General features: G+C 39.4%; 14 protein-coding genes and 1 tRNA gene. 12 read left to right on the top strand and 3 right to left on the bottom strand.

The genetic code is table 11. The features are described from left to right. The first annotated feature begins 1 nt into the window (after window position 1). From KUL10_RS10720 to KUL10_RS10710, 3 genes are read left to right on the top strand one after another with little or no spacing between them, the layout of a single operon-like run. Entirely contained in the window at window positions 2-1,153 is a 1,152-nt protein-coding gene (locus KUL10_RS10720; protein WP_110428923.1) for a PleD family two-component system response regulator, read from the top strand. Between the two features lie 3 nt (window positions 1,154-1,156). Further along, window positions 1,157-2,371 (top strand): hypothetical protein, encoded by a 1,215-nt coding sequence (locus KUL10_RS10715; RefSeq protein WP_110428922.1) that lies wholly within the window; start codon window positions 1,157-1,159, stop codon window positions 2,369-2,371. Beyond that, window positions 2,371-2,823: a hypothetical protein gene (locus KUL10_RS10710; RefSeq protein WP_110428921.1), complete on the top strand. Its 453-nt coding sequence runs from the start codon at window positions 2,371-2,373 to the stop codon at window positions 2,821-2,823. Before KUL10_RS10715 ends, KUL10_RS10710 begins: the two co-directional genes overlap by 1 nt. Here KUL10_RS10710 and KUL10_RS10705 read toward each other — a convergent pair. Further along, on the bottom strand, window positions 2,798-4,882 hold the full coding sequence (locus tag KUL10_RS10705; protein WP_110428920.1) for an EAL domain-containing protein: 2,085 nt from the start codon (window positions 4,880-4,882) through the stop codon (window positions 2,798-2,800). The genes KUL10_RS10710 and KUL10_RS10705 overlap by 26 nt on opposite strands. 250 nt (window positions 4,883-5,132) lie before the next feature. Here KUL10_RS10705 and KUL10_RS10700 point away from each other — a divergent pair, with 250 nt between their 5' ends. The 3 genes from KUL10_RS10700 (at window position 5,133) to KUL10_RS10690 (ending at window position 8,627) form a co-directional block, all read left to right on the top strand. Continuing rightward, complete coding sequence (locus KUL10_RS10700) at window positions 5,133-6,449, top strand: HD domain-containing phosphohydrolase (protein ID WP_110428919.1); 1,317 nt, start codon at window positions 5,133-5,135, stop codon at window positions 6,447-6,449. A 233-nt stretch (window positions 6,450-6,682) separates the two neighbouring features. Then, window positions 6,683-7,564 carry a DUF1295 domain-containing protein gene (locus KUL10_RS10695; RefSeq protein WP_110428918.1) on the top strand — a complete coding sequence of 294 codons (882 nt, stop codon included), beginning with the start codon at window positions 6,683-6,685 and terminating at the stop codon, window positions 7,562-7,564. A gap of 28 nt (window positions 7,565-7,592) precedes the next feature. Next, entirely contained in the window at window positions 7,593-8,627 is a 1,035-nt protein-coding gene (locus KUL10_RS10690; protein WP_306305332.1) for a serine hydrolase, read from the top strand. A 397-nt stretch (window positions 8,628-9,024) separates the two neighbouring features. Here KUL10_RS10690 and KUL10_RS10685 read toward each other — a convergent pair whose 3' ends face one another. Next, a complete protein-coding gene (locus KUL10_RS10685) occupies window positions 9,025-9,801 on the bottom strand; it encodes a helix-turn-helix transcriptional regulator (RefSeq protein ID WP_158525368.1) in 777 nt (258 codons plus the stop codon). A gap of 119 nt (window positions 9,802-9,920) precedes the next feature. Between KUL10_RS10685 and KUL10_RS10680 the strand changes: the two genes are divergently transcribed. From KUL10_RS10680 to KUL10_RS10670, 3 genes are all read left to right on the top strand, one after another. Beyond that, a complete protein-coding gene (locus tag KUL10_RS10680; protein ID WP_110428915.1) occupies window positions 9,921-10,955 on the top strand; it encodes a M23 family metallopeptidase in 1,035 nt (344 codons plus the stop codon). 130 nt (window positions 10,956-11,085) lie between these two features. Beyond that, window positions 11,086-11,835, top strand: coding sequence for a type 1 glutamine amidotransferase domain-containing protein (locus tag KUL10_RS10675; protein WP_110428914.1), 750 nt, complete (start codon window positions 11,086-11,088; stop codon window positions 11,833-11,835). Window positions 11,836-11,938: 103 nt separating this feature from the next. Beyond that, window positions 11,939-12,370, top strand: coding sequence for a GNAT family N-acetyltransferase (locus KUL10_RS10670; protein WP_110428913.1), 432 nt, complete (start codon window positions 11,939-11,941; stop codon window positions 12,368-12,370). A gap of 181 nt (window positions 12,371-12,551) precedes the next feature. Here KUL10_RS10670 and KUL10_RS10665 read toward each other — a convergent pair. Next, window positions 12,552-12,628, bottom strand: a tRNA-Ile gene (locus KUL10_RS10665). A 192-nt stretch (window positions 12,629-12,820) separates the two neighbouring features. On the opposite strand from KUL10_RS10665, the gene KUL10_RS10660 reads away from it, so the two are divergent. From KUL10_RS10660 to KUL10_RS10650, 3 genes are read left to right on the top strand one after another with little or no spacing between them, the layout of a single operon-like run. Then, on the top strand, window positions 12,821-13,150 hold the full coding sequence (locus tag KUL10_RS10660) for a hypothetical protein (RefSeq protein WP_110428912.1): 330 nt from the start codon (window positions 12,821-12,823) through the stop codon (window positions 13,148-13,150). Next, a complete protein-coding gene (locus tag KUL10_RS19005) occupies window positions 13,131-13,556 on the top strand; it encodes a CidA/LrgA family protein (protein WP_110428911.1) in 426 nt (141 codons plus the stop codon). The genes KUL10_RS10660 and KUL10_RS19005 overlap by 20 nt, the downstream gene beginning before the upstream one ends. Further along, a complete protein-coding gene (locus tag KUL10_RS10650; RefSeq protein WP_110428910.1) occupies window positions 13,546-14,232 on the top strand; it encodes an LrgB family protein in 687 nt (228 codons plus the stop codon). The genes KUL10_RS19005 and KUL10_RS10650 overlap by 11 nt, the downstream gene beginning before the upstream one ends. Window positions 14,233-14,261: the final 29 nt, after the last annotated feature.

Raw genomic sequence — 14,261 nt, 5'->3', positions numbered from 1 at the left:
AATGGATAAACACCGCATTTTACTCGTTGATGATTCGCCAAACGAATTACGTATCTTAATGGAGATACTCAAAGACAAGTATGCCATTGTAGCCGCTACAAGTGGTTTTCAAGCGTTAAAAATGATCGAAGATGACGCCCAAATAGAATTGGTATTGCTAGATGTCATGATGCCAGATTTAGACGGTTATGAAACCTGTGAAAAAATTCATCAAATCTCTCCTGACTTACCCGTCATGTTTGTATCAGGTAACACGCAAACAGAAGAAATTTTAAAAGGCTTTGATGTTGGCGGATTAGACTACCTTACCAAACCAATCGATGCCAAGTTAGTGTCACGCAAAGTGGATGTGGTGCTGGATGAACGCAAAAAGATGCATGAGCTTGAGGACGAAAATAAATCCAGTACAGATATGGTCATGTCTGTTATTGCGAGCGCTGGACACTTAGGCACCGTGCTGGGCTTTTTGCGCTCAGGTTTGAAAATTAAAACCCCCGAAGGTTTAGTGAGTGCTTTGTTTGACGTTTTTGACGGTCTGAATATTGATGCTTGTGTGCAACTTCGCCTCGAAAATCGCGTGATCAACCGCTCAAGCGATATGGTTATGACACCTCTTGAAAAGGACTTGCTTGAGCGCGCCTCACAAATGACGAGCCGTTTTTTAGAAAAGGGTTCGCGTTATATCGTTAATTTTGAAAATGTGTCGGTCATTATTAAAAATATGCCGGTGGATGACGAAATGGCACGCGGTGATTTGCGCGACAACTTAATGATGATCATTGAAGATACCAATGCGTTGAGCATGAAAGTGGGGCAGTTGGGTGCCGATCAAGGGGCTCAATTTAGTGAAGTGAAAGCTAATTTGACCTTAAGAGATGAATTGCTCGATGTGGTTGCTACTATGAAAATGGTCGAGAACATTGAATTGGAGCACAAGCAAAAAAGCTTAGACCTGTTAGACGATATGCTACTAGAACTCGAAGCTAGCTTTTTTAATATGGGTATTACGCAGTACCAAGAAGAAAGCATCACTCAAATTGTTCAAGGACGCGCAAAGCAAATAAACGGGCACATTGAAGAAGCACTACACGTTGAAGAAAACCTTGCCGCGCTCAGAGAGCGAATTAAAGTTGCATCGGAGTTGTTGAGTTAGGCTATGAAGGCAAACTCATTCTTCGTCATTATATTTTTGTTTGGGGTTATTTCTGGCGCTGCAAATGGTGCAACAGATAGCTCAAGTGCTGACAAGCTTGAAATATCAAGCTTTGGGCGAGTAGTCGCAGGTAAATTCGATCAAGATGAAGCCGTGTTCCGAGGTTATGATAATTCACTTTCGTTTGATAATGACAGTTTGGTTGCGGTTAGACTCGACTATCAAGCCAATGATAAATGGGCATTTGTTGCGCAGGCTATTGCAACAGATGACAAACTCAAAGAGTCGGGTATTCAGTGGCTCTACGCTGATTATCGTCCTTCAGATGTACTCAGTTTTAAGTTAGGTAGACAGCGCATACCATTTTATCTGTATAGCGATGTGCTGGATGTTGGTTTTGCTTACCCCTGGATCTCTCCTCCTTCTCCTTTATATAGCAGCTATTTCTTTACTGAGTTTGATGGTGTTTTAGGACGGTTTGATTTTAGTAACCGTGAATTTAGCGGATCCTTCGAGAGTTACTACGGCTTTTTTGACGGTGAGTTTAATACTGTTAACGCGACTAATATGGTCAATATAGACTACGTATATGGTTTGATTGGCTTGTTTAACGTAGAAAATTGGCGTTACCGACTTGCCTATCATGTTGGTCATGTAGACTTGGCACCTGATGAGCAATTAAGCCCATTAATTCAAGCGCTTAGTGATACAGGCTTTAATGCCATCGCACAAAGTCTAAGGGTCGAGGGCGTACCAGAATACGTTTCTATTGGCGTTGATTATGACAGTTTAGATGTGTTTTTTAAGACAGAACTCACTCGCATTAGCGCCGGTGAAAGCATTCCTTTAGTGCCAACGCAGACAAGTTTTTATACAACATTAGGATATAACTTTTATCCCTTTAGTGCTCATCTAACGGTGTCTGCTAGTCGAAACCGCTATTTCACACCAGAGCAAACTATTCCTCAAGGCTTAGCCCCGCAACTTGATGAGCTTAGTCGTTTGGTTGATTTGGTTTATAACACTCGTCCAAATGACGATCTTAAATCAATCACTATGGGCTTACGCTATGATGTTAGTGCAAATATCGCGCTGAAAATTGAGCACACATGGCTAGAAGGCGAAAAGGGAGGACGAGCTCTCTTTGAACAGCTTGATACCACGCAATCAAAGCAAGAAGGTCAACTAATGCAGTTTGCAGTTGAGTGGGTGTTTTAATGCATACGCGCCAAAACGTCCTGCCAAAGTTAACGACCGCGTTCGCACTCTTTGTGATGTTCACGGGGCAGTTACTGCTTAGCTCATCGGTGAGCGCTCAAAATCAACTCTTCATTGTTGTGAATTCGCAAAGCCAGCTTGATTTAAATAAGCAACAAATTAGAAATGTGTTCATGGGCAGTGCAAATAATTTAGGGCTTGAGCCGGTAAATCTGTCGACAGGCGATTTGTGTCGAACGCTTTTTAATCTCAAAGTCGTGGGTTTAACCGAATCGAGAATACAATCATATTGGGCTCAGATGCGCTTTTCAGGGCGAATGAAACCCCCAAAAGAAGTCGACACTGAATTAGAAGCAATTGCATTTGTTAGTCAAAATCGCAATGCAATTGCGTATGTTTCTTCGGTTGAAGCACTTCCAGAGACAGTTAAGATCCTGTTTGTAGTGGATTAGTTTTAGTTGCTTGTGCATGGTCGGCGAGGGTTTCAAGCGGTTGTGGTTTGTCGAAGTAATATCCTTGAAGAGTATTGCAACCGGCATTTAGAAGAAACTCTGCTTGCTCAGATGTTTCAACGCCTTCAGCGCAAATCATCAGGTTTAATTGCTTGGCCAACTCAATAATTGTTTTGGTGACCAAGGTATTGCGTTTAGAAACACCTAGTTTGTCTACAAATTGCTTGTCAATCTTAAGCGTATCAATTTTAATTTGAGTTAAATAGCTCAAAGATGAATAGCCTGTCCCAAAATCATCCAAGGCAATCGTGCAGCCAATTTGTTTGATGCGTTCGAAAAATGCATTGGCTTCGTCAAAGTTTTCCAAATATGCAGACTCAGTGACTTCAAACTCTATACAATGAGCGGGTACGCTGTGCGCTTCGAATAAGGCTGAAATATGATCAGCTAAAGAGGGTATCTTCAAATCAAACGAAGATAAATTGAGTGATAACACAATTTCACTGCCATAAAGTTTGCGTAAATAATTAATATCTTGGCAACATTGCTTTATTACCCATTGCGTTATTTGATGAATTTTCCCACTTTTCTCAGCGATATTGATGAATTCGTCAGGTCCGACAAACCCCAGTTCTTCATTGGTCCAGCGAATCAAGGCTTCAAATCCTACGATTCGACGCGCGTGATTTACTTTGGATTGGTAGTACAGTGTAAATTCATCATTTTTAATCGCATTTGATAAAGAATTAGCGATCGCTAATTTACGTCGATTGACTTCCATTAAATCTTCTGTGAACAGCCTGTAGGTGTCTTTTCCATCAAGCTTTGCGCGATACATTGCAAGGTCGGCATTGGTCACTACTTGACCGACTTGGAAATCACCCGATTCAGCGTAAGCGATGCCAATGCTAGCGCTGACTTGTACTTCCCAATCATCTAATTTAAATGTACTTGAAAGCTCCTTAATGAACACTGTAGCTTTGTCTTTTATTTTTTGTTCGTTAAGTGTTTCGACAATTAACACCACAAATTCGTCACCACCGAGTCGGGCGATAATATCCCTTTCATTTAGGTGAGTTTGGATACGTTTGCTCACGTGTTTAAGCAATGAATCACCTAAATCGTGTCCATAAGTGTCATTGACGTCCTTAAAGCCGTCTAGGTCTATGTAAAATAGTGCTGGGTTTTCGCCTTGAATGAATGCGGATTTCAACTGTGATTGCAGTTTTTCCATAAATGATAAGCGATTGGGTAAGCCAGTGAGCGTATCAAAATTAGCCAAACGCTCCATATCTTTTCGCTGTTTCATCAGTTGCACAGTGTACTTTTTGTTTTTGACCTCTTCACTGTGGATGGTTTCCATCATCGAACTAAACTCAGAGCTCAAATCTTGTACTTCTTTCTTACCATCAACATCTATCTGGATAGTGTAGTCATTGGTTTGTTTTATCTTTCTAGCCAACCTTGCCAATGAACTAAACGGACTTAGCATTTTTGTATTTAACCACCTTAGAATAAGAACGGCAGTGAGCATGACCATCAATACAAGCGGCAGTGTGGACGACAACAAATCTAGCTTGCTTTGTTTAAGTGGTTTGGCTAGATCATTCACAATCAAAAAGTGACCTAAAGGAAGCGTTTTTTCGCCGATAGGGCGCATTGCTATTAGGTTGTTGCCATCTATACTCATACCGCTTTGAAAGCGACTAAACTCTGTCTGAGCCATGATTTCGTCAGCTGTTTTTTCTTCTATCGCTTTACCCGCATAAAATTGAATAGTTTGATAAGTCGGAGACAAAACGACGGCGTATTTTACGTTCTCGTAACCCTCTAAGCGCAATAAAGTAGATGTAATCCCAAAGATGTCGGGTTGTTCTGTGTTGATGAATTTGATTAGGTCATTCGAAATGTTTTCGCTTAAAGGAGAAAAATCGGTTTTTACTGACTCTAGGTAAAGTGCCTCATGTACTTTGATCGAAAAGGCAAGCACAGCTATGCTCACCGCGACAATCGCAATGCTGTTGATGGTTGTGAGCGTCGCTTTGATTGTGCTAAGCATGCTTATAGTTTAACCAATTTTTTATTCTTTAGTATAGGAATCGCGAATTCATTGATATTGAAACGGATTCTTAAGTACCAATTTTAATACACAAATCCAGTAATGATGGTATGTTTATCATTCAAAATTATTATACTTTTAGTTGCTTACTGCTATAGTTTTTGTGGGTTGTGATTAGCATATCTCGCTCATTGTGGTGTGATGTGCTCAGAAGCAAACTACAAGGTGTATTAATCTAAAAGGAAGAAGATTGAATAATTCGCATTATCTAGATCGTCTCGCCGAAGTTAACAAACAACATAGCGTCGTGATCAAAGAACCCATTTTAAACGCAAAAGGTGCGTTAGTCGCAAAGGAAGGAACTCATCTTTGCAAAGAGACCGCAAGAAAAATAGCTAAACACAAACTGATAAAGCCGATTGACCAATCGGTGTCTATTGCCTATTCACTCACTAAACAAAGGCTCATAGACGCATACACAACTCGATTAAAGAGCAAGAACTTACTTGATGAAAGCATAAAAAATGGCAGTTACGACCTTGCAATGTCACTTTTACCTTTAATCAATCGATACGCAATGATTGAAGAAAAGCTAACAATATTTGCGAGTGTATACCCTGACCGTTTTGGTTTTGCGATTACGGCAAGTGTGTTAGCTGCACATATCGCAAAGGAATATGGCTTGTCTGAAGAAAAAGTAGGCAACGTATTTTTAGCCAACGTATTGTCAGATGTTGGTTTATTGCATTTGGATCCTAAAATCGTAGAAAACGAAAGTACTTTAAATAACGAAGCGCGCAAAATGTACCAAGGACATGTCGCTATTTCTATGCACTTTGCAGATATGGTGCCTGGATTACCTCGTATCGTTAAACGCGCGATTTTAGAACATCACGAAAGAGCCGATGGTCTTGGATATCCTTTTGGTAAAACGATTGATGAATTGTGTATTGAAGGTCAAATTATTTGTATCGTCGACGAATTGACTAAGTTTTATTACAGCATTCAAAACAAGGGCAACTTTTCTCTGAAAGTCCTATTCGCAGTATTGAGGATCCCAACTAGCGCTCACGATATAGGGGTTCATAACGCGATGTTACGTGTCTTAGCTAAAGGTGAACTTCCATACAAACCGGCATTTAACCTAGAAAAACTAAAACAGGTAGTGAAAGACAGCTTCGAAAAACTAGCGAGATTAAGTTTGTGGTTTGACATGTTTAGCAATATTTATGAACAGCATAGAGAAAAACTATTGGATACATCGAGGTTTAAACCTTGGGCTTTATTGTACCAATTACAAAATAATATTGACGAAACCGGTGTATTAAGTGAAACACAAAAGACTTGGCTGTTGGGCATCAACAAAAATTTAACGATGGAAAACGCCCAAGACGTAGAAGAGTTTTATTTGCTTTTAGATGAAGTTGAAAAACAATGCTATTTTGTTTTAAACAAAATGGTCGAACAGAAAGATGTAATCAGCGATCTGTTTGGTGGGCCAGAACTTCCAGAAGTTTATTACACGGGTTTATTGAGTATTTTAACCTCTAATCAAGAGCCTGGTTAGAGGTTAGCTCTTCTTTGGCAAAGCTAACTTTAAATTAGGCGTCCAATCTAGCGTTAATCGTAGTTTTCTGTTCACACAGCCTTTTGCGATACCATTTTACGTTAATCGTTTTTATAGCTAACCGTGTATCTATGTGATTAGTTGAGAAAATGAACAGCACTTGCTCCATAGTTGAGCTTGTTTGTCTGCAGTGAATAATTTTTATTTAGGCAATTGAAAAAAGGTAAATATAAATGGACGTGAAAAACGCAGTCAGAGCACTAGTCGTCTTGGTTTTGTGCATAGGTATCGCTGCAGGAATTGCGTTTGCTAGTAGTCAAAACACAATTACGTTTTTATCAATGCCCGTGTTGTATAGCTTAGTTGCTTTGGCTTTCGCGACCCAATGGATCGTGTTTATTCCATCTTATCTTATGAAAACAGAAAAGTGCTTTGACCTAACCGGGAGTGGTACATTTATCGCTTGTACGATTTTAGTGGCGACGGCCGCACAACCACTTAGTTTGTATCAGGTCATTTGTGCTTCAATGGTATTGATATGGGCAGCCAGACTCGGCAGTTTTTTATTTCTAAGAATCCATAAAGACGGTGTGGATACTCGTTTTGATCAAATTAAACACAATCCATATCGATTTTTTGTCACCTGGACAATCCAAGGCTTATGGGTGATTGTGACTGCTGGTGCGCTATATACCGCAATAGCGTCAAACGCAACGATCAGCTTAGGGGGCAATATGACTAGCGCATTGGTGTTTCTTGGCGTGGCTTTGTGGGTGTTAGGGTTCACGCTTGAAGTAGTGGCCGATTACCAAAAGCGCGTGTTTAAACAAAATCCCGAAAACAAAGGTAAATTTATAAACGTAGGCCTCTGGTCAAGGGCGCGTCACCCCAATTATTTTGGCGAAATACTATTGTGGTTTGGCGCAGCACTAACAGCATCTGTTGCACTTTCCGGTTGGCAATACCTTACCTTAATCTCGCCATTCTTTGTGCTGTTTTTACTCACAAAAGTGAGTGGTATACCCATGCTAGAAGCCAAGGCCGACAAACGTTGGGGAGACAATGCAGATTATATTGCATACAAAGCGTCAACTAAGAGGTTGTGGGTGTTTTAGAAATGAACAACTTTTTAATGGAATGATAATGAAAAGAATGCATACCAAAACAATGCTTCGCATGGCCGCGGCGCTTGTAACCATTACAAGTATCTATTTATTCGCCCCATGGGAGTTTGGTCTTTATTACTTAAAGCCACTACCAAAAACAATTGAACAAGAATTGACTAATGCTGTAAATGAAAGGTTAGATGGCATCATTGTCTATGTAGCTCAGGAAGATAAAGACCCTGAATATTATGCTCAAGGCTTTCACAATAGAAATGAAAAAATCAAAGCTTATCCGCAGGCACTATTCAAGATTGCCAGCATTGCTAAGCTCTATGATGCCTCCGCAGCGGTTAAGCTTGTCGCTAGAGGTCAGTTGTCACTAGAGCAGACGCTTGCTTTCTATCTTCCTGAGCTTAGTGGGCGTATTCAATATTCCGACAAAATTACGCTGCGCATGATGATTCAACATAAGAGTGGCATTCCAAATTTTACCGACCACGAAGGCTTTAATTGGGGGGAATCCTCTTTAGACATGCTGGAGTTAATTCTTGATCAACCCGCTGACTTCGAACCTAATTCGGAATACCGCTATTCAAATACCAATTATTACTTACTCCAAAGAATTATGACCAGAGTACTCGGATACGACTACGGGCAATTTATCAAGAATGAAATGTTACGTCCCTTGGGTATTGAGGATACGTTTATGTCGGTCAATGAGGTTAACCAAGATAGGATGATGAGTGGTTATTACATTGGATCTCCAGATGATTTTAAATATCTTGACCAAGGTATGGTTGCAACAGCAGAAGCTGTAGGCAAATTTATCAGAGTGCTCAATGACGGTTCTTTGTTTACGGAGGAAGAAGCCGAGATTTACAAAGGGCTTTATGAGTATCAGCACGATGGCTGGGTATTAGGCTACTGGAGTCGTGCCCGTTACTATGATGATATTGACACCGTTGTTGTTCAGTTTGTTAATACAACAGGCGATGACACCTTGCTGCTATCTCAAATCGTCCACAATCGAATTATTGAAATCATACGCAGAGAGGTAAGTAACAGAGACTAGATTGATGCTGAAGTGATGCTATTAAAAATAATTCAAAAAATTTGTGAGATTGATTTTAATACCGCGAATAATTCATAAAACACATTTTGTGTTATTCGGTTTATCAATTGAATAGTTTATGAATAGAAAGCTTTTGCTCAATGCAGATTCAGAAGAAATATACGTATATTCACCAGAAGTGAAAAATTTTATTAAACTGACGCAAATACAAGATGATTACCGTTACGTCGAAGAATTGGTGGAATATACTAAACCTTAGTTTTTAATCTCGTCTGACATTAAGAGTGCTGTAGCCTTTTTTAACATGTTTTTGTCTTTCTAAACGATTCACTTTAGTCTGAACTAATCCAGTTATTGTTTCGCGAATATCATAGGCGCAAACATTAACTTTATTATTTTATAAACTCACCTTGTCATAATCCTCAACAATTAGACGATGTCCAGTGAAAACGACCTGATAATCTTTGGCTTCATTTGAGTTTGCAAAGGCCACCTCTGACACCTGCGCATATTTATCCATTACCGCTTTTAGCTCGTCAAGTAACTTAAGATAAATAGGCTGTGTTAAACGCATGGGTTTAACTCTTAAAAAATAATCTTCATCTTCCTTGTCATCAACCATGACAGCCTTATAACTGACTTCCATCATGTGGTTTATATGTCGATTTATAACCTTACTTTTTTTATTAAACCCAATAGGCGCTTTTACCAAAATTTCGACATTATTGTGGGGGTTAAGTTGAATGAGTTGAAGGTCTTCAAGCTGTCTTAAGTACTGATAGGTAGAAAGCTCAGTTAATGCATGTTCTTTTTCAATTTCTTGAGGTGATTTACTGTTGTAAAAAAGCTCCACAAAATATGACCAAAGCTTAGGCTCTTCAAAAAAAGCCTTGTCTTGTTCTTCTGTAAAAAAACTTTGCGTGGGTTTAGTTTTCCCCCTTGGAGCTAGCAACTCTGCTAAGTCTATATTTAATAGCTCGCTTAGAAACATCATACGAGATAATGAAATATTTGCGCTGTTCAACATACGCTTGACTGTAACCTCGGAAGTATCCATCAGTTCGGCAAGTTCTGAGTACTTTATGCCTCTGGCTTTCAGTTCTTTCTTGATTAAAGTTAACCCATTCTGAATAGATAAATTCAACGTTGGAGTGTTATCTTGAAATCCATGCATGCTAAGTATCATTATTTGCTTGTATTGGTATCGTATAATGATACCACGAGAGTTCTGGATCGAGAACCTAGGAAAATTGTTAGTATGCCGGTTAACATTAAATAGGGGCGATAACTCAAATGTCTAATAAACAGCAAAATGATCAGTCGACTAGTAGCTTTCAATGGTTATACCCACTGATTGTAGCATTGATTGTTGCGAGTCTAAGCAAGGTAAGCATAACTCAGTTTACGACAATTGACTGGCAAAGCAGTTACAACTGGGGGCTGTATTTTAGTTGTTATTTTTTGGCTGTTTTTGCATTCAAGTTACGACAGAACAACAGCAATAAACAAGTTAATACCAAACACCCTTCCTATTCTTGGCCTATGCCCGGTATGCAAGGAAAGCTGGGTTTGGCTTTAAAAACTGTTATCTTTGTGGTCTCCAATTTACTTTCTCTGTTCAATCCGTTTCTTTTTTCTCAGCAGCTAAGGTTGACCTTTGGCATGATTGGCGTCAGTTATCGGATCAAAGGACATGAAGAAGAGATTAAGCACTATCAGTCAAAAGCCCATTACCGTTTGCCGTTCAACGGCGAATGGTTGATTTATCATGGCGGTGACACTCCAGATAAGTCTCATTCTTGGAATGTTCTCAATCAGCGATACGCATATGATTTTGTTATTTCTGATAATACTTTTAAAAGGCATTCTGGCGCAGGCTTTCATTTGCGTGACTATAAGTGTTATGGCAAAGATATCCTCTCAGCGGCTGATGGTGAAGTAATTAAAGTTGTCAATGGAGTAAAAGACTCACCTTTTGTTGGTTGGTTCTTTATTAATGCTATGTCAAAACAAGCTGCTGGTAATCATTTAATAATTAAACATGAAGAAGGCGAATTTGGCTTTTATGCGCATTTAATTAAAGATTCAATACCACTAAAGGTTGGCGACAAGGTAAAAGCGGGCCAATTTCTCGGTAAATGCGGTTTCTCAGGCAGTACGACCGAACCTCACTTGCACTTTCATCTGCAAGATGGACCGTCATTCTATAGTGCTGTTGGTTTGCCTTTAAAGTTTGAAAACCTTGCAATAGATGGCGTCAGATTTGATAGGTCCACTATTCAAAGAGGTACAGTGGTTAATAATGTCATTGAGTCAGTAAAAGCATAGTTTCGATAGAACAAACCACATGCAAAATCGGCTTTTTAAAAAACTAGTCGAATAATAGGTTATTTAATTTATATAAACCATTTACCCAAAGCTCTCGCCAAACTGCATTTACATTCTATAAGGATTAATAATGAAACTCGTAAAACTAATATTAATTAGCGTCGCTTTGATTTCAATGACGTCTTACGCAAATACTCAAAAGAAAGTGCTCATTGTTGCTTCAAATATGGTCGACATGGGTGATCCCGAAAAACATGATGCACGAAACAATTTGCGGGAGTTTGCTCCACCTTACCACGTATTTGTGAGCCATGGCTTTGATGTTGATTTTGTTTCTCCTAAAGGTGGAAAAGTAGAATTTATGATGTCAGCACAAGGTATAAGCAGTTACACCATTAAGTATGAAGGGTTTCTAGACAAAGCAAATGCTACGTTGAAGCCAGTTGATGTTAATCCTGATGAATATTGGGGTGTATTTATCGGCGGTGGATATGGCGTCATGTTTGATGTTGCTGACAATAAAAATATTCATTCGATTATAAGAAAGATCCATGAGTCCGGCGGCGTAATCGGGGTTGGAGGGCACGGTTCAGCAGGAATTGTCAACGTTACACTGTCTAACGGTGAGTTTATGGTAAAAGGAAAAAAGGTTGCAGGCTTTCCTAATTCTACAGAAACGTCTAAATCTTGGGCAAAACAAGGTACCTTGCTACCTTTTTTGATTGAAACTCAACTAAACAAAAATGGAGCTATTGCGCTAAACAAACGTTTGTTAAAAGACAAACATTCTGTGGTAATCGATGGACGCATTGTAAGCACTATGTTTTTGCCATCAGCTGCCTTAGTTGCAAAAGAAATGATAATTGAATCAGGCCTGTAGCTAATAGGATACATAGCATTTATACATCGAAATAGGCAAGCTTGAACGTTTGGTTTTGCAGAATAATCGAGAGATTTTGATTTGAAAAATTAAAGGAAGCGTAATGATTGTAGAAAAAGTACTACCTGAGTATTACTCTGAAATGCTTGATGTTTGGGAGAATTCAGTAAGAGCAACACATGACTTTATCTCAGATGAAGATATTGAGTTTTTCAAACCCATTATTATTGAACAAGCCTTTCCGGCCGTCTCACTACGATGTGTAAAAAGTGAAACTGGCTCAATTATTGGCTTTGTGGGAGTCCATGATTCCAAAATCGAAATGTTGTTTATTTTAAACGAGGAAAGAGGGCATGGTGTAGGAACATTGCTGCTTAAGTATGCAATAGAAAAGCTAAATGCTTGCAAAGTTGATGTAAATGAGCAAAACCCTCAAGCGGTAGGCTTTTACGAGCATATGGGATTCAAAGTTAAATCGCGATCGCCACTGGATGATATGGGAAAACCATTTCCTATTCTGCATATGGCTCTTTGACCCAGAATACCCCCAATGTAACTCTCTCAGACGGATTTTTAAGCAATGTTACAATCGAGGTTACATTTAAAACGGAGTTGTCAGCGAATGACTATGATCGCTCTGGAATGGTCTTCGGGGGGATCTAGCCTTTGTGTGGTAAGGCTTGAAGTGTCTTTTAGAATAATTTGGAATGTAAAAATGGTGGCCCCTCCCAGACTTGAACTGGGGACCTACCGATTATGAGTCGGGTGCTCTAACCAACTGAGCTAAAGGGCCAATCTTTAAATCGGGGCGCAGTATATGTTTTTTTTAGTGCCTTGTCATCATTGAGCTAATATTTTTCTCAAAAGTTACGATAACTCTTTTATAAGGGCGATTTTTATCGTTTGGATTCGAGTGAAAAATGTGCAAATGATTGTTTCCTTTGCTATATTTGACTAATAACATTCACCAGAAGTGGAGTGAGTAATGGCTGATAAACCCTATTTAATTAGTGGTCGTAATACAATTATTCATAAGATACGCAAATACGACTTGTTAATTATTAATGGGCGTCGCGACCCATTGTTGCTTGTGATGCACAATGAGATTGAAATTTATGATGGCCCTGTGCCCAAAAATAAACTAGAGGCTAAACGCATGGATATGGAGCGCGTGGATATTGCCTCAGGTGATAACTTCAGTGATTACCGTCCGATGTTGTTTGTTCAAACCTTGAATAACAAAGAATACAAAATCGATTACGGTAAAGCGGGTACTGATATGTTCATAACTATTCATCAAGAGAATACCTTTTAAGCTGCTAAAAATATCTTTAAAACCGATACTAAACGTCTCGCTAAGTCTCGCGACCTTAGCATCGGTTGTATACGTCTCTAACCTCTTAGTTTCATACTTTAATCTGCGTTTTTCTGCCGCTATATTATCGATTGGTTTAATGCTGGCCTTTTTTCTGCTGAACAAGGGTGTGCCAAGCTATATAAAGGCGACTTCCGATTTCTTACTGAAACACATGGGACTGTTTTTGATTCCCCCGGTTATTATGGTTCTGGCTTATCAATCATTCTTTTTTGAACATGGATTAGCACTACTGTTGGTTATTGTTGTCAGTACTGTGCTAAGTTTTGTGGTGGTTTTACTTTTTACTCGTAAACTAATAGAAAGCTTAGTAATCGACGAAAATTCGGGTAGTAATGATGAGTAATATCGGCTTTTCTGTTGTGCTTACTGGGTTAACCATACTGGTATACTATTGCTCGCGTAGAGTGTTTTTTGCCTATTCGCAAGCCCCCTTATTGAATCCTCTGTTTATGTCTTCAATCTTCATTGGCACAGCATTAATCATTATCGATATGTCAGTGTTTGATTATCACGAGCATGTCACTTTACTTGAAATACTCATTTGGCCTGCAACAGCTGCATTGGCGATACCTTTGTATTCGCAGCTTAGTACGATTCGACAAATGGGTTGGCGGGTGGTATTTCCTGTGGTGATCGCAGGCGTTATTGCACCATTAAGCGCTTGGTTGTTTGTCTTTTGGTTAGATGCTCCTTTAGATTTGCAAATGACGGTATTAGTCAAATCAATCACCACTCCTCTTGCAATGCAAACCACGGAGCTTGTTGGTGGACTTCCTGAATTAGCTGCGATAATCGTTATTTTAACGGGGATTGTTGGCGCAAGCGTCGCCCCTTTCTTGTTTGCTGCTTTTCATATTAAATCCTCGGTTACTAAAGGTTTAACACTAGGAGCAATTGCTCATGTTGTAGGTACCTCCAGTGCGCTCAATATTGATAAGCGTTGTGGTGCTTTTGCGAGTCTCGCACTATGTCTCAATGGTATTGTGACTTCGATCTGTTTACCGTTGCTGTTTACTTAGTGATTGATGCAGTAGCTTACATCACACAC

Source organism: Glaciecola sp. KUL10 (assembly GCF_003203515.1).
Taxonomy (GTDB): Bacteria; Pseudomonadota; Gammaproteobacteria; order Enterobacterales; family Alteromonadaceae; genus Glaciecola.
The sequence above is the reverse complement of the archived record's forward strand: the minus strand, read 5'-3'. Positions and strand labels throughout refer to the sequence as shown.